Origin of the sequence: Alistipes sp. i18-0019-D1, assembly GCF_042852885.1 — a bacterium.
GTDB lineage: Bacteria > Bacteroidota > Bacteroidia > Bacteroidales > Rikenellaceae > Alistipes.
In genome coordinates this window covers 2,126,842-2,143,069 of sequence record NZ_AP031424.1, presented here as the reverse complement: position 1 = coordinate 2,143,069, position 16,228 = coordinate 2,126,842, and the positions used below count along the sequence as shown (strand labels likewise).

Annotated in this window: 14 protein-coding genes and 1 tRNA gene; 10 read left to right on the top strand and 5 right to left on the bottom strand. The window is 57.4% G+C overall.

All coding sequences use genetic code 11. The annotated features are described in order from the left end of the window. Positions 1 to 76 precede the first annotated feature (76 nt). The 4 genes from ACGHP5_RS08860 to ACGHP5_RS08845 form a co-directional block, all read right to left on the bottom strand. The gene (locus ACGHP5_RS08860; protein WP_337756968.1) at positions 77 to 523 is read right to left on the bottom strand and encodes a hypothetical protein; all 447 of its coding nucleotides are present in this window, start codon (positions 521 to 523) and stop codon (positions 77 to 79) included. A 17-nt stretch (positions 524 to 540) separates the two neighbouring features. Then, positions 541 to 1,500, bottom strand: a complete 960-nt coding sequence (locus ACGHP5_RS08855; RefSeq protein ID WP_290532718.1) for an alpha/beta hydrolase — start codon at positions 1,498 to 1,500, stop codon at positions 541 to 543. Positions 1,501 to 1,565: 65 nt separating this feature from the next. Further along, positions 1,566 to 1,868 (bottom strand): cupin domain-containing protein, encoded by a 303-nt coding sequence (locus ACGHP5_RS08850; RefSeq protein ID WP_390566285.1) that lies wholly within the window; start codon positions 1,866 to 1,868, stop codon positions 1,566 to 1,568. Then, a complete protein-coding gene (locus ACGHP5_RS08845; protein WP_295903842.1) occupies positions 1,865 to 2,815 on the bottom strand; it encodes an NAD-dependent epimerase/dehydratase family protein in 951 nt (316 codons plus the stop codon). The genes ACGHP5_RS08850 and ACGHP5_RS08845 overlap by 4 nt, the downstream gene beginning before the upstream one ends. Before the next feature lie 114 nt (positions 2,816 to 2,929). Between ACGHP5_RS08845 and ACGHP5_RS08840 the strand changes: the two genes are divergently transcribed. The 5 genes from ACGHP5_RS08840 to ACGHP5_RS08820 all read left to right on the top strand — a co-directional run bounded on the left by ACGHP5_RS08840 (position 2,930) and on the right by ACGHP5_RS08820 (position 6,666). Then, positions 2,930 to 3,001, top strand: a tRNA-Thr gene (locus ACGHP5_RS08840). A 582-nt stretch (positions 3,002 to 3,583) separates the two neighbouring features. Continuing rightward, entirely contained in the window at positions 3,584 to 4,891 is a 1,308-nt protein-coding gene (locus tag ACGHP5_RS08835) for a hypothetical protein (protein ID WP_390566282.1), read from the top strand. A 27-nt stretch (positions 4,892 to 4,918) separates the two neighbouring features. After that, positions 4,919 to 5,629, top strand: coding sequence for a hypothetical protein (locus ACGHP5_RS08830; RefSeq protein ID WP_390566280.1), 711 nt, complete (start codon positions 4,919 to 4,921; stop codon positions 5,627 to 5,629). A 133-nt stretch (positions 5,630 to 5,762) separates the two neighbouring features. Next, a complete protein-coding gene (locus tag ACGHP5_RS08825; RefSeq protein ID WP_390566278.1) occupies positions 5,763 to 6,230 on the top strand; it encodes a hypothetical protein in 468 nt (155 codons plus the stop codon). Further along, a complete protein-coding gene (locus tag ACGHP5_RS08820; protein ID WP_390566276.1) occupies positions 6,217 to 6,666 on the top strand; it encodes a hypothetical protein in 450 nt (149 codons plus the stop codon). Before ACGHP5_RS08825 ends, ACGHP5_RS08820 begins: the two co-directional genes overlap by 14 nt. Positions 6,667 to 6,719: 53 nt before the next feature. Here ACGHP5_RS08820 and ACGHP5_RS08815 read toward each other — a convergent pair whose 3' ends face one another. After that, the gene (locus ACGHP5_RS08815; protein WP_290532712.1) at positions 6,720 to 7,739 is read right to left on the bottom strand and encodes a LacI family DNA-binding transcriptional regulator; all 1,020 of its coding nucleotides are present in this window, start codon (positions 7,737 to 7,739) and stop codon (positions 6,720 to 6,722) included. 346 nt (positions 7,740 to 8,085) lie between these two features. Between ACGHP5_RS08815 and rbsK the strand changes: the two genes are divergently transcribed. The 5 genes from rbsK to ACGHP5_RS08790 all read left to right on the top strand — a co-directional run bounded on the left by rbsK (position 8,086) and on the right by ACGHP5_RS08790 (position 16,200). Then, complete coding sequence (rbsK, locus tag ACGHP5_RS08810) at positions 8,086 to 8,994, top strand: ribokinase (protein ID WP_390566274.1); 909 nt, start codon at positions 8,086 to 8,088, stop codon at positions 8,992 to 8,994. A 30-nt stretch (positions 8,995 to 9,024) separates the two neighbouring features. Next, positions 9,025 to 10,035, top strand: coding sequence for a GRP family sugar transporter (locus ACGHP5_RS08805; RefSeq protein ID WP_390566272.1), 1,011 nt, complete (start codon positions 9,025 to 9,027; stop codon positions 10,033 to 10,035). Between the two features lie 15 nt (positions 10,036 to 10,050). Then, positions 10,051 to 11,079, top strand: a complete 1,029-nt coding sequence (locus ACGHP5_RS08800; RefSeq protein WP_390566270.1) for a nucleoside hydrolase — start codon at positions 10,051 to 10,053, stop codon at positions 11,077 to 11,079. A 97-nt stretch (positions 11,080 to 11,176) separates the two neighbouring features. After that, entirely contained in the window at positions 11,177 to 14,386 is a 3,210-nt protein-coding gene (locus ACGHP5_RS08795; protein ID WP_390566268.1) for a SusC/RagA family TonB-linked outer membrane protein, read from the top strand. A gap of 11 nt (positions 14,387 to 14,397) precedes the next feature. After that, on the top strand, positions 14,398 to 16,200 hold the full coding sequence (locus tag ACGHP5_RS08790) for a RagB/SusD family nutrient uptake outer membrane protein (protein ID WP_390566266.1): 1,803 nt from the start codon (positions 14,398 to 14,400) through the stop codon (positions 16,198 to 16,200). The last annotated feature ends 28 nt before the right edge of the window (positions 16,201 to 16,228 follow it).

The window sequence follows — 16,228 nt, the reverse complement described above, 5'->3', positions numbered from 1 at the left end:
GAGGAGCGCTCCTTCCGACAAACGAAAAAACCGGAGGTTCAGACCTCCGGTTTTTTTATTGCCGCCCGACCGTTCCCTATTCGACGGTGATCCGGAAGCGGCATTCGGCGGCTCCCGACAGGACGGTTCCGAGCGTCTCGACCCGGACGGTCTTGCCGGGAATCAGCTCCCGGTAGACGAAGAGGATACTTTGGCGGGAGCACTCGCAGTGGGTCGGGGCGTTGACGAATCCGGCATCGACCTGCGGGCAGAGACACCGGGGATAGCCGATCTCGTAAACCCGGCCCGGCTCGACGATGTCCGCAAAGAAGTACTCCGAACGGTCGTATTTCGCATACTGCCGGTCGAGGTCGCAGCCGCACTCCTCGAACTGCCGGCGCAGTTCCGTCAGGACGGCCCCTTTCACACAATTGACGGCGCCCGGCCGGTAAAGTTTCTCGCGCACGTCGGCAGGGAGTTTTCCGATAGTCTCTTCCAGAATCCGGTAGAAGGCCTGCGCCTGCTGCAAATTATAGTCTTCCATATTGATGTCGGTTCAATTCATTCCGGGTCGTTCCCCACATACCTTCCGACGAACTCCCCGACGCGGCGCGTGTACTCCTCCCGGTTGTCGCGATACGAATTGGCATGCGACGCTCCCGGAACCACCCACAGTTCCTTGTCGCCGGGTTTGGCCTCGTAAAGCGGATAGACCATCCGCGTCGGCACGTAATCGTCGGCGTCGCCGTGAATGAACAGCATCGGAAGCCGGCTCTTCTTCACCTGCTCCAGCGACGAAGCCTCGCCGAAAGTCCAGCCGTATTTCAGGCCGCACAGCCAGCTCGCCACGTCGAGCAGCGGGAAGGCCGGAAGGCCGAACTGCTCCTTCAGTTCTTTGGCGAACTGGTCGCGGACGCTCGTATAGCCGCAGTCCTCGACGAAGCATTTCACATAGGGCCGCTGCTCCTCGCCCGAGACCATCATGGTCGTCGCCGCGCCCATCGAAATTCCGTGGACCACCATCCGGGTATCGCCGCCGAAAATGTCGTTGGCAACATCCATCCACCGCAGCACGTCGAGACGGTCCTTCCAGCCCATCCGGATGGCCCGGCCCTCGCTCCGGCCGTGGTAATAGAGATCGGGCAGGAGGATGTTGTAACCCAGGTCGTGGTTGTACAGATAGCCGATCATCAGCATCCGCACGGCGTTGTCCGTATAGCCGTGGACGATCACCGCCGTCCGGTCCGTCGGGCGGGGAGCCGCCGCATAGAGCGCATGCAGCCGTTCGCCCTCGTCCCCCGTGATCACCGTGTCGCGCAAGGCTCCGGCGCGCTCCAGGCTGTCGACCCACGGCCGCAGGAAAGGATATTCGCCGTACATATATTCATACGATGAAGCGTTCTTGGCCCGCATCGTCGCGTCGGGCCGGAGCGAATAGGAGAGCATGTAGAGACTGCCGCCGACAAGGGCCGCCGCCAGCAGCAGCAACAGGACGACGAGACTCCGGACAATTCGTTTCATAAGCGTAATTTTCGGTTATTCGACCGATTGGGACAACGGCAAATTCCCTGCCCCGGCGTAAAACATCACCATTCGGCTGCCCCGACGCCGCGGTTTTCCCCGCAATGGGGAATTCCGACCAACTCGACGAGCGCCTCCCCGGCCCGGAACGTCCGTTCGGCGCCCGTCTCGGAAATCACGGTCGGTTCGCCGCGCAGCATCACCCCGGCGTTGAGCACCGCACGGCGGTGCATCGCCATCTTCGCGCCGGGCGGAATCACGCCCCGCAGGACCGTCACCCGCAGCGTTCCCGCAGGATAGGCCGGGAACTGCGCCCCGTCCCAGCTTTCGGAGGTGTCGGCAAGCCGGGTTACCTCGGGATCCGTCACTCGGTTCCGAGTTTCGTGCGGATGTGCGCCAGCATGTCGTCGGTCATGCGCGAGAGGTCCCACTCGGGCCGCCAGCCCCACTCCTCGCGGGCACAGGTGTCGTCCAGCGAATTGGGCCAGCTCTCGGCGATCTCCTTCTTCACGGGATCGACGTTGTAGTCCATCGTGAAGGCGGGCAGGCGCTTTTTGATCTCGGCGCAGATGATCTCGGGCGTGAAACTCATCGACGCGAGGTTGAAACTGTTGCGGTGGATCAATTTCGCGGGGTCGGCCTCCATCAGTTCGACACAGGCGCGCAGGGCGTCGGGCATGTAGATCATGTCCATATAGACGTCCGACGGAACGGGGCAGGTGAACTTGCCGCTCCGGATGGCCTCGTAGTAAATCTCCACGGCGTAGTCGGTCGTGCCGCCGCCGGGCAGCGTGACGCTCGATATGATGCCCGGGAAACGCACCGAACGGGTGTCGACCCCGTATTTGTGGTGGTAGTAGTTGCCCAGCAGTTCGCCCGTGACCTTGCAGATGCCGTAGATCGTCGTGGGCTGCATGATCGTGTCCTGCGGGGTTCCGTCCTTGGGCGACGACGGCCCGAAGGCGCCGATCGACGAGGGGGTGAACAGCGCGCAATGGTGCTGCCGGGCCACTTCGAGCGAGTTGTTGAGCGCCCCCATGTTGACGTTCCAGGCCATCTGGGGATTGCGTTCGCCGACGGCCGACAGCAGGGCCACGAGGTTGAAGATCGTGTCGATGCGGTGACGGGCCACGACCGAGGCCATGGCCGTCGCGTCGAGGGCGTTGAGCACCTCGAACGGACCGTCCTCGGCCAGCGTCCGGCACTCGCGCATGTCGGTCGCGACGACGTTCGCGCCGCCGTAGATACCGCGCAGGTAAACGGTCAGTTCGGAACCGATCTGACCGCCTGCGCCTACTATTAAGATGCGTTTCATCTGATTTTTATTATGATTTGGTAGTAAAGGTAGAAAATAATTATGAAAAGTGTACAAATTTTTGGTCTTTTCATTTTTCTTGTGTACTTTTGCACCACTCGAAAGAGAAATGTTGCTGACATAGCTCAGTGGTAGAGCACTTCCTTGGTAAGGAAGAGGTCCCGGGTTCAAGTCCCGGTGTCAGCTCGAAGAATCAAGCGGTTACCGAAACAGGGCACCGCTTTTTTCATGCACATATGGCAAAAGGCCCGATTCGGGACGATTTTTCACCCGAATCTTAACAGATCGGGACGCGCGCCGCAAACAATGCAAATCCAAGTCTATCAGCATTTACGTTGTTTGCACCGCCATCTGATATCCGTCATGCTATAAAATAGGAGCGAAACAATCAATCGCAAAGGCAGCAGAGAGTTATCCCATATCTCCGGGATACTACTTTTCAGGGTCCGCCTCCGCTCTTTCATCAGCAAACGAGCATTGCAATATCGTATTGCCAAATTTACCAAACGAGACTGACGAATACCGGTTTAACACTGATTCTAAACAAATTAGATCATTTTTCAATTTACATTTTTTGACCATATATTGCAGATAGCAACATTTATCATTATCTTACAGTCTGCGTGTCATAGCGCCCCTTGCCAATGTTATAATTCTGCCTGTCCATTTTGTGGTAGGACTTGCATCGGAGAACACGGGGAAGGGGGGGGGGCAGAAGTAGGAATAATAATAGCATCTCAATAATACGAATCCTAAAAATATACGAGTATGTATAAATTATTTATTTTTAGTCTCGTTTCGCTGTATGCGAATTTTTCCTTCGGCGCCGTGTGTGACACGGTCATCGTTGGAAACGGAACCCGCTACGAGGGTCAATACCCTTGCGGCGAAGGGGTGCTCTATTCCGATTCATTGGGCATTTTTATCGGCCATTTCGAAAACGGAGTCCCGAATGGAGTCTGCACCCACTACAAAAAAAACGGACACCGCTATTACGGCGAATTCGAGGATGGCAAGTATTCCGGATATGGAAAGTATTTCTCGGGATCGGGAACCGTATGTATAGGGGATTTTGAAAATGGATTGCCGAATGGTATCGACACCCTATTTTTCAGACGCCAATCAATTTATATCGGAGCCTGTAAAAACGGACAGTTGCATGGTCAGGGAGTTTACTACAAATATACTCCCGCATCTCGTCGCTATTTTTATCAAGAAGGGCAGTTTGCTGATGGTAAATTAAACAATGGATATCGGTCGCACTTCAACAGAACAAATTATATCGTCAATGGCAAGAGTATGCCTTGTTCAGATTTCATATACTACTCACAAAAAGAGTTACAAAGCAAGTATGAACCTTTACGAGCCTTACGGCCCAAACGATTCCCCGGAGCAACGCTGACCGCCGAACAGCGTCTTTTTCTTGAAAGCAAAGGTGCTGCTGATACAGTGATTGTCGGCAATGAAACCCGCTACGAGGGTCAATACCCCAGCGGCGAAGGGGTACTCTATTCCGATTCGCTGGGCATCTATATCGGCCACTTCGAGCGGGGCATCCCCAACGGAGTTTGCACGCATTACAAAAAGAACGGACACCGCTATTACGGCGAATTCAAGGATGGCGAGTATTCCGGGTACGGACGGCATTTCTCGAATTCAGGTACAATCCGCATGGGAGATTTCAAGGGCGGAGCCGCGAATGGAGTGGATACGATTTATTATGAACCACGATCGATCTATGTAGGAGAGTGCAAAGACGGAGTCCCGCACGGAAATGGTATTTTATATACACGCATAGGTACGATTAGTAAATATTATTTTCGGGAAGGGCAATTTGTTAACGGAAAATTAAGTCATGGGGTTTATTCAAATTCAAATGGTTCCTATTCTGTAATCGGAGGAGAGATTACCGGCGATCGTCGTATGAATATACGTAATATTCCTTCGAATGTCGAAATCTATTCTCAAACAGAACTTCAAAGCAGATATGAACCTTTGAGAGCCTTGAAACCCAAGAAGTTTCCCGGAGCGAAATTGACTGCAGAACAACACCGATTTCTTGAGAAAGGGAGATAATTTGAGCTAAACCTAATCTGATTCAAAATGTACAAGATCGTCACATTAGTAATTGTTCTATTCTGTGCAGAAGTTGCTTTTTGCATGGATGCCGATACTATAATCGTTGAAAAAGGCATACGATATATGGGTCAATACCCCAGCGGCGAAGGAGTTCTCTATTCCGATTCGCTGGGCATCTACATCGGGCGCTTCGAGCGGGGCATCCCCAACGGAGTATGCACGCATTACAAAAAGAACGGACACCGCTATTACGGCGAATTCGAGGATGGCAAGTATTCCGGGTACGGACGGCATTTCTCGAATTCAGGTACAATCCGTATGGGAGATTTCAAGGGCGGAACAGCGAATGGAGTAGATACGATTTATTATAGACCCCGGTCAATTTATGTCGGGGAATGCAAAGACGGGGTTCCGTATGGAAAAGGTATTTCATATTCATGCAGGAATGGAGCGCGTCAATATTATTTCCGGGAAGGCGAATTTGTCGGTGGCAAACTTGATAATGGGTTCTATTCAAACAGATACGGAACAGGTTCGGTTGTTGGCGGCAACGGTAGTGGCAGCAATCCCAATATGATCATTTATACACAAATGGAATTGCAGGAAAAATACGAGTCTTTGAGAGCTTTGAAACCCAAGAAGTTTCCCGGAGCGGAACTGACCAAAGAACAGCGTCTGTTTCTTGACGGGAAATTAAGCTCCGAACAAATTCTATCGATCCGTAAATCTCAATAAAAAAGATATAGAGTTAGATAATGGCAGGAAAATTTATTTATACTTAAATCCCTCGTATCTTTGTCAATAGTCTGTTTTCGAGCCGGGCATATTGTATATACCCGGCTCGAAAGCAGCCAAAATAATGACAGTTATGAAAATTTACCGCCGTCCTTTCAAAAAGTCTATTTCAATGTACACTTTGAAACCGATCGTTGTTATATTGGTCCTGTTTTTATTGATGACGATTGGAAATCTGAAAGGCTTTCTTGTTTTTCTTGTTATTGAGCTTTGTGTCCTGTCTTTTATTGTAGCGAATACTGCGATTCAATTATTTTATGTTGTTTTAACGGAGAATTCATTGATTGTCCGGAATCCGGTATATCGCTTCTGGCATGCTGAATTTAAGTTCAATACTATTGAAAAATTGAAATCGGTTATAAGGGCGGATTATCGCGGCCTTATTCAGGTGATGAGGCCGTCGAAAAAATCCTGGCGTTATGTAATCGATTTGGTCGATGAACGAGATTATCCGGATTTAATTCAAACATTACGCGAGAAGGGCTTCACGGTGAAAACTCCCGGATTGCATCATATCCTCAATAGACATGAAAACTTATAAGCGTTCAATTTGGAGTTCTGTAACGATCTGGGCTTGTTTTATACCTGTTTTGATTTCTGTATGCATAATTCCATTAGTAATCCTTTATGTTCCGGGAAAAAGCTCCTTATCGCTCATCCCGTTTATCCCGCTGATCATACTGTTAGCGGCATCGGCCAGCGCTTTCTTTTATATTGAATTGACCGAAAATGAATTGATCCTGAAAAATGCGGTATGCCGGTTCTGGCATAAGGCATACCCTTATCAAACAATAACCCGGATAAAATTGAAAAATTCAGGAGGATTAACGCAGACTCGATTGCAAATTATAAATGGACAAAAAAAATTAGGGTGCTATGTAATAGACCTGGTTAGCCCCGACGACTATAAAATGCTGATTGAGGATCTGCAAAGAAAAGGTATCGTTGTCGAAGTATCCCATAACATTACAATATAGATATGTTTGTTCCGACAACAAAATAGAACAAATACGATGCGCTTTTCGTTTGCTCACAGCAGCAGGTTGCGCACCGAGCGGCGGATGACCAGCGAGGGCGGCAGGTGCAGGTGCGAAGGCGCCGCACCGGGTTCGCGGATGGCGCGGATGAGCAGCTTCACGGCCAGCGTGCCGATCTCGTCCGTAGGCTGGCCGATGCAGGTGATCGCCGGGTCGAGGTAGTTGAAAAGCATGTTGTCGTCGAACGACACGACCGAAATGTCGTCGGGAATCCGCAGACCCGACTCGTGCACCGCCTTCACCACCCCGAGCAGGATCAGGTTGCTCAAGGCGAAAATCGCCGTGGGACGCTCCTCCCGGGCCAGCGCCAGTTTGGTCTCCAGATACCCGTTCTGCACCGAAAAATCCTCCCCCGTCACCACGATCCGGTCCCCGAGGCCGTGCGCCCGCAGCGTGTCGCCGAACCCCCGCACGCGGTCCCGCACGGGCATCGAATGGGGCGTGCCCTGGATGCAGGCGATGCGGCGGTGTCCGTTTTCGAGCAGGTACTCGGCCGCCATCACCGCACCGCGGTAGTTGTCCGTCGTGACATAGGAGAGCATCCCGGCGTCGGGCAGGTAGCGGTCGATCAGCACCAGCGGCATGCCGCCCTCCTGCACGCTGGCGAACAACTCCGCATTGCTGCCGCACGGCGCGGCGACGATGCCGTCCACCCGCCGCGCCAGCAGCGCCGACAGTCCGTCCTGTTCGTTGCGTTCGTCCTCCTGCGTGTCGACCACCACCACCTTATAATTATAATTGCGCGATTCGCGGATCACCACGCCCGCGACGTTGGCGAAAAACGAGTTTTCGATGTTCGGAATCAGCAGCCCGATCGTATCGGTACGATTTGTGCGCAAACCCTTTGCCAGCAGGCTGGGCGTATAATTACAGCGTTTGACCTCCTCCGTCACGCGCGCAACGGTGCGCTGACTGATGCGGTATTTGGCCGCATTGCCGCTCAAGACGCGCGAAACAGTGGAAATCGAACACCCGGAACGTTCGGCGATGCTAACGAGAGTTTCTTTTTTCATTGCTTTATTTTCAGTTCACCTATGACAAATGTATGAAAAATATCGAGAAAGGAAAGAAAAACAGCAAAATAATTTTGGAGGTTTCCAAAAAGTAATTATATTTGCGCAAACGATAAGCGCAAACAGAGCCGAAAAGATAGCATCCGAAAACCGAAACATCCGCCACAGCTCCCATAAGAAAGGCATCCTGCAAGGGCATCCTACGAAAACAACGGGCGCAAAACGGCTAAAACGGTATCGGAAACAATCGGCAGACAACCTGAAAAACAGCATTTCCGCCGGGCGGACATTCCATCCGGACCCCGCAGGGCGGAAAACGACGGAAATTAACCAACGATAACCGAACATGAACAAGATTCTGGTAATAGGCAGCACCAACATCGACATGATTGCCTGCGTCAAACACCTGCCCCGCCCGGGCGAGACCGTCGGCGAGGCGCGCTTCATGCAGTCCAACGGCGGCAAAGGCGCCAACCAGGCCGTCGCGGCCGCACGCCTGGGCGGCGACGTGGCCTTCGTCTCGTGCCTGGGCGACGACGCCGGAGCCGCGGCTCTCCGGCAGCAGTTCGCCGCCGACGGCATCAACACCGAAGCCCTCTTCACGGCCAAGGACACACCGACCGGCACGGCGCTGATCTTCGTCTCGCAGGACGGCGAGAACTGCATCGCCGTGGCCCCCGGCGCCAACCACAGCCTCACGTGTGAGGCGATCGACGCCGTGGCGGACCGCATCGCCGGAGCCGAATACCTGCTCGTACAGCTCGAAATCCCGATGGAAACGGTGGCTTGCGCCATCGAAAAGGCATACGCGGCGGGAACCCGCGTGGTGCTCAATCCGGCCCCGGCCATGCCGCTCGCCGACGAGCTGCTGCGCAAGGTCTACCTGATCACCCCCAACCGCACGGAAAGCGAAACGCTGACAGGAATCCCCGTGCACACCGCACAGGACGCCTCGAAAGCGGCCGGGGCGCTGCTGGCGAAAGGCGTCGGCAACGTCATCGTCACGCTGGGCAGCGAAGGCGCGCTGATCCGCACCCCGGCGGAGGAGTTGCTGATCCCGGCGCGCACGGTCACGCCCGTGGACACGACCGCCGCCGGCGACGTCTTCAACGGCGCCCTGCTGGTGGCGCTCTCCGAAGGCCGCAGTCTGGCCGACGCCGTGCGGTTCGCCGCACACAGCGCCTCGGTCTCGGTGACCCGCATGGGCGCACAGGCCTCGATACCGTGGCGCGGGGAGCTGGAGACCCTCGCCTGAACCGAACGAAAACCTTAAAACTCAAATACTATGTTCGTTGTAAACAGCTACTCTTTGGCAGTCATCTTCTGCTTCATCACGATGCTCTGCTGGGGCTCGTGGGGTAACACCCAGAAACTCGCCGGCAAGACCTGGCGTTACGAGCTTTTCTACTGGGACTACGTGATCGGCATGGTGCTCTTCGCCATCCTCCTGGGCTTCACGATGGGAAGCATCGGAACCGAGGGCCGTCCCTTCCTCGAAGACCTCGCGCAGGCCGAATGGGGAGGCATCGGCAGCGTCGCGCTGGGCGGCGTGATCTTCAACGCCTCGAACATCCTGCTCTCGGCCTCGGTATCGCTGGCCGGACTTTCGGTGGCCTTCCCGCTGGGCGTGGGACTCGCGCTGGTGCTGGGCGTCGTCGTCAACTACGTCGGGGCGCCGAAAGGCGATCCTTTCGTGCTCTTCCTGGGCGTTGCGCTCATCGTTGTCGCAATTATCTGCAACGGCATTGCCGCGGGGCGCATGCGCAAGAGCGGCGACTCGGCGGCCCAGAACCGCAAAGGCATCGTGCTGGCCGTCGTGGCGGGCGTGCTGATGTCGTTCTTCTACCGGTTCGTCGCCGCGGCGATGGACCTCGACAACTTCGCAGCCCCGACGCCCGGCATGCTGACACCCTATTCGGCGATCTTCGTCTTCTCGGTCGGCGTGCTGCTGAGCAACTTCGTCTTCAACACCTACGCCATGCGCCGGCCCTTCGTCGGAGCGCCCGTCAGCTACCGCGAATACTTCCGCGGCTCGCTGCCCACGCACCTCGTGGGCGTGCTGGGCGGCGCCGTCTGGTGTCTCGGAACGGCCTTCAGCTACATCGCCGCCGGCAAGGCCGGGGCCGCCATCTCCTACGCGCTCGGACAGGGTGCGCCGATGATCGCCGCCGTGTGGGGCGTCTTCATCTGGAAGGAGTTCAAGGGCGCCGACCGCAGGACCAATACGCTGCTGGCCGTGATGTTCCTCTTCTTCATCGCCGGACTGGCCTCGATCATCGCCTCCGGCGGCAACTAAAAACCCGAATCCGAAATGAAAACCTCACTGCTTCCCGCAGCGGCCGCCCTGCTGCTTGCGGGCACGGGCTGCGGCTCCCGGTCCGCAGCACCGGAGCCGGAACCGGTCCGGCTGATCGTCGAAACCGACATGGGCAACGACATCGACGACGCACTGGCCTTCGACCTGATATACAAGGCGATGGACGACGGCCGTGCGGACCTGCTGGCCATCGGCAACCACAAGCTCAGCCCGACGGCCACCGACTACATCGACATCCTCAACACATGGTACGGCTACCCCGGCATTCCGCTGGCGAAGTCGCCGACCCCGGTGCTCAACGACCACGCTCCCGACTACACGGCGGCGGTGTGCGCGATGACCCGAGAAGACGGCTCCCCGGCCTTCGCCCGCAGCAAGACTCCGGAACAGATCGAGAACCCCGTCACGCTCTACCGGCGCACGCTGGCCGCGCAGCCCGACCACTCGGTGACCGTACTTTCTTTAGGTTTCGCGACCGAACTGGCAAAACTGCTCGACAGCCCGGCCGACGGCATCTCGCCCCTCACGGGGCGCGAACTGGTGGCCCGCAAGGTGAAGGTGCTCTCGATCATGGCGGGCAGCTACGGCGGGAAACAGCGCGCGGAGTTCAACGTCGTCAACGACATCCCCGCCATGCGGAAACTCTTCGCCGAATGGGACACGCCGATCGTGCAGAACCCCTTCGAGCTGGGAAAACAGGTCATGTATCCCGGCGCGGCCATCGAGAGCGATTTCGGCTGGACGAAACTCCACCCCGTCGTCGAGGGCTACAAGAATTACCACAAAATGCCCTACGACCGGGCTTCGTGGGACCTGCTGTCGGTGATCTGGCTGTTCCATCCCGAATACTTCACCGAAAGCGAACCGGGAACCGTCACCGTCGACGACAAGGGTTTCACGAACTTCAGCCCCCACCCCGACGGACGGCACAGATGGCTGACCGCCACGCCCGAACAGCAGGCCCAGCTGCGCGACTGCATCGTCCGGACGACGACCCGCGCCCCGAAACACAACGAACACTGACCCAAACACTTCAAAGAACCTCGTATATGAATCTTTTTAACTACCGATCCGTAATCCGCCGGAAAATCGCGGGGGGGGGGGAATTCTCATCCTCCTGATGCTGGCGACGGGACAGGTCTTCGCCCAAAGCAAGGCCGTGTCCGGAACCGTGAAATCCCAACAGGGTGAGCCGCTGACAGGCGTCACCATTCTCATCGAGGGCACTACGCAGGGCACTTCGACCGATGCGCAGGGAGCCTTTACGCTTCAGGCCAAGCCCGACGACATGCTGGCCGTCTCCTACCTGGGCTACAAGAGCCAGCGCGTCAAAGTCGGAACCCGCACCCGCCTGGAGGTCGTCCTGGCCGAAGACCAGAACCTGATGGACGAGGTCGTCGTCGTGGGCTACGGAACCCAGCGGCGGCGCAACATCGTCGGAGCCGTGGAGAACATTTCGGGCGAGGTGCTCGAAAACCGCCCCAACGCCTACCTGCTCCGGTCGATCCAGGGCCAGATTCCGGGCGTGAACATCACGATGGCCGACGGCAAGCCGAGCCGTTCGGCGTCAATCAACATCCGCGCGAACACGCAGTCGATCGGTGCGGGCGGATCGGCACTCTGTCTGATCGACGGCGTCGAGGGCGACCTGACGGCGATGAACCCCGAGGACGTGGAGAGCATCTCGGTGCTCAAGGACGCCTCCTCGACGGCCGTATACGGCGCCCGGGGCGCATTCGGCGTGGTGCTGGTGACGACGAAAAGCGCCCGCAAGGACAAGATTTCGGTCGATTACAGCGGCAGCGTCTCGATCATCAGCGAAACCGTCCGTCCGAAATACGAGACCGACAGCCAGACCTGGTACGACAACTACATGACCGCCTACGTGGGTTACTCACACCACCTGCCGACGGGCATCAACAACTTCTTCCCCTGGACGCAGAGCTGGGAGGACGAGTACAAAAAACGCATGAACGACCCCGACCAGAGCTATCTGGAATGGGGACTCGACGCCAGCGGCAAATACCAGTATTACGGACGCAACACCGACTGGTACGACCTCTTCTACAAGAAATCGACCACGGCCCACCAGCACAACATCCGGATCTCCGGCGGCGGCAAGACCTCCAGCTTCATCGCCTCGGCGCGCTATTACGAACAGGACGGCATCTACCGCGTCGGCGACGAGAAGTTCCGCCAGCTGAACGCACGCGCCAAAGGCACGGTCAACGTCACCAAATGGCTGACCGTGGAGAACAACACCGACTTCGTGCGCCGCAACTACCACCAGCCCCAGACCTCCATCCGCACGCTTACCGTGCGCCGCAACCTCGAACACCAGGGCTTCCCGATCACCCAGGTCACCAACCCCGACGGCACATGGACCGCGGCGGCCGTCTACACGAGCTACGCCCACATGGCCGAAGGAAACACCTATCGCGACAACCTCAAGTTCGACATGAAGAACACGACCGTCGTGACCATCGACCTGATCAAGGACGTGCTGGTGGCCAAAGCCGACTACTCCTACCTGTTCAACCACTCGCGCCAGAACGACGTGATCTCGCAGGTCACCTACTCCAACGGTCCGGAAATCCAGGTCTCCTATCCGGCGAGCAGTTCGATGCGCACCACCGAGACCCAGACCGAGTACCACAGCGGCAACGCCAACCTCTCGTTCACCCCGCGGCTGCCCGAGGACCACTCGCTCAACGTCATGGCCGGATGGAACATCGAACACAAACGGGGGCGCAACACCCGCATGGGCCGCGACGGATTCATCGTGGACGGCAAGCCCAACTATTCGCTGATGAACGGCATCGACTACGTCCTGCAGGACGCCAACAGCTACGACTGGGGCTTCGTCGGCATCTTCTACCGCGCCAGCTACGCCTACAAGGGCAAATACCTCGCGGAATTGAGCGGCCGCTACGACGGCAGCTCGAAGTTCCCGAGCAACGAACGCTGGGGCTTCTTCCCGTCGGCCTCCGTGGGCTGGCGGATGTCGGAGGAGAAGTTCATGAAGGACATCTCCTGGATCAACAACATCAAATGGCGCTTCTCGATCGGCAAGGCCGGCAACGGCAACGTATCGCCCTACAAGTACATGGAACTTTTGAGCTTCAACAAGGCCGGTGTGATCGTCGACGGCAGCCAGCGCACCTACACCTCGGCGCCCTCGTCCGTGCTGCCGGCCAACCTCACGTGGGAGACCTCCTCGACGACCAACCTCGGACTGGACGTCAACCTGCTGAACAACCGCCTGAGCTTCGTGGGGGACATCTACCAGAAGGAGACGACCGACATGTTCGTCACCGGAGCCGAGCTGCCGGCCGTGACGGGCTATTCGGCGCCCTACGGCAACAACGCCGACATGCGCACCCGCGGTTTCGAGGTTTCGCTGGGCTGGACCGACAGTTTCCGCGTAGCGAACAAACCCTTCAACTACAGCGTGCGTCTCTCGCTCTGGGACAGCAAGTCGATCATCACCAAATACACCAGCAAGTCGAACACCCTGCCCACGCTCTACGCCAACGCCTACTACGAAGGCATGGAACTGGGTGAGATCTGGGGTTACCACGTCGTAGGGCTTTTCGCTACCGACGAGGAGGCGCAGGAGTGGGGTCTCAAGGCGCAGGAGAAAACCTTCTGGAGCGGCGACAACAAGTCGTGGAACGCCGGCGACCTGCGGTTCGCCGACCTGGACGAGAGCGGCGTGGTCGACAACGGCAGCAACCGCCTCGACGACCACGGCGACCTGCGCAAGATCGGCAACTCCTCGCCGCGCTACCACTACGGCATCAACTTCAGCGCAAACTGGAACGGCATCGACTTCGCGGTCTTCTTCCAGGGCGTCGGCAAACGCGACTGGTATCCCGCCGGCGAGTCGGGACTCTTCTGGGGACAGTACAACCGCGCCTACGGTTACAGCCTGCCGTGGCAGAACGAAAGCCGCTGGTCGGAGGACAATCCCAACGCCTACTGGCCGCGTCTGCGCGGATCGCTGGCTGCCAGCGGACGCGGCACGCTGCGCGCGGCCAACGACCGCTACCTCCAGAAAGCCCGCTACTGCCGCCTGAAAAACATCTCGCTGGGCTACACCCTGCCCCAGCAGATCACCCGTAAGGCCCACATCGAAAAACTGCGGATCTACGTCTCGGGCGAGAACCTGTTCTTCTGGTCGCCGCTGAAAAAGTACGCCAAGAACTACGACCCCGAAATGATCACGGCGGGCGACGCCGACTTCTCATCGAAGACCGGCACCGACGGCCAGGGCTACGGATACCCGATGACCCGAAGCGTAACCATCGGACTGAACATCAACTTCTAACACGCAATCCCATGAAACCCACACTGAATAAAATAGCGATAATAGCCGGCTTGTCCCTCGCGGTTTCCTGCCAGAATTTCTTCGACGAGGCTCCTGTCTATTCGACGACCACCGACACCTTTTTCAATTCGGAAACGGCACTGGAAACCTATGCGATCGGCTTCCTCGAAGGCCACATGCCCTCTGCCGCCACGCTCACGCGCGGCGACCAGTACAGCGACATCTGCGTGACGACCCAGACCGAAGGATTCCTCAAGACGGGCGGTTACAGCGCCCAGCAGGCCAACAACTGGGCGCGGGGCAACTGGCGCCCGCTCTACAACGTCAACTATTACCTCAAACATATGAAGGACGCGGCGCCCTATGTGGACGACGCGACGATGAAGCACTACGAGGGCGTCGGCCGCTTCTGGCGCGCGTGGTTCTACTGGGACAAGGTCAAGACCTTCGGCGACGTGCCCTGGTACGACGAGCCGATCGATCCCGACGACGACGAACAGCTCTACAAGGGCCGCGACCCGCGCGACTACGTCATGCAGAAGGTCCTCGAAGACCTCGACTTCGCCGCCACCTGGTGCTCCAAGGCCAGCAAATACGTCAACACCAACGTCATCAACCGCTATGTGGCGCTGGCCCTGAAATCGCGCATCTGCCTCTACGAGGGAACCTGGCGGAAGTACCACGGGCTGGACGGCAGCGAGAAATGGCTCCGCGCATGCGTCGCCGCCTCGGAGGAACTGATGGGCGACAGCCCCTATTCGCTGGTCTCGACGGCCGGCGAGGAGACGACCAATTACAGCAAGGTCTTCAAGAGCGAGGAACCGCAGTATACCGAAGTGATCCTGGCCAACGAGTTCAACACGACGCTCAACCGCTTTCACGACGCCTCGTGGTACTACGCTTCGGGCAGCGCCGGAAACCGCAACTCGGGACCCAAGGCATTCGTCAACATGTACCTGAACCTCGACGGGACGCGCTTCACCGACAAGGACGGATACAACAAGACGCAGTTCAAGGACGAGTTCGCCGGCCGCGACTACCGCCTGCGCCAGACCTTCATCACGCCCTACTACGTGAAAAAAGTCGCCGGAAAAGAGACCAACGAATTCGCGAAGGTCTTCCCGGGCCTGACCACGCAGCTGACCTACTACCGCATCATCAAGTGGAACACCGACGACGATGCCAACGAGAGCAACACTTCCAGCGCCAACTCGCTCCCGGTGTTCCGCTACGCCGAAATCCTGCTGAACGAGGCCGAGGCCAAGGCCGAACTGGGCGAGATGGACCAGACGGTGTGGGACAAGACGATCCGCCCGCTGCGCGAGCGTTCGGGCGTGAACGGCGCGATGCCCGCCACGGCCGACCCCTATCTGGCGAGCTACTACGACGGGGTGACCGACAAGTGGATACTCGAATGCCGCCGCGAGCGGAGCATCGAGCTGTACATGGAGAACACTCGGCGCAACGACCTGATGCGGTGGCGGATGGGCCACAAACTGACCGTCGAGCTGGCCGGCATCTACATCCCCGAACTGGGCAAACCGTTCGACATGAACGGCGACGGGAAGAACGACCTCTGCTTCTACTCGAAGAGCCATCCCAAATCGGGCAGCAACCAGGCCGGGGTCTCGTACGTGGAGGTGACCGCCGAAGAGGGCGACAATGTCACGACCTACGGCGTGAACAAGGACAACTGCCTGGTCTACATCCTCGACCGGGAATGGGCCGACTACAAGTACCTCTACCCCGTTCCGAAGAATGCGATCGACATCAACCCCAACCTGCGGCCGCAGAACCCGGGCTGGGACGACTAACCCGCTTACCCGAAACGATCAAAAATCC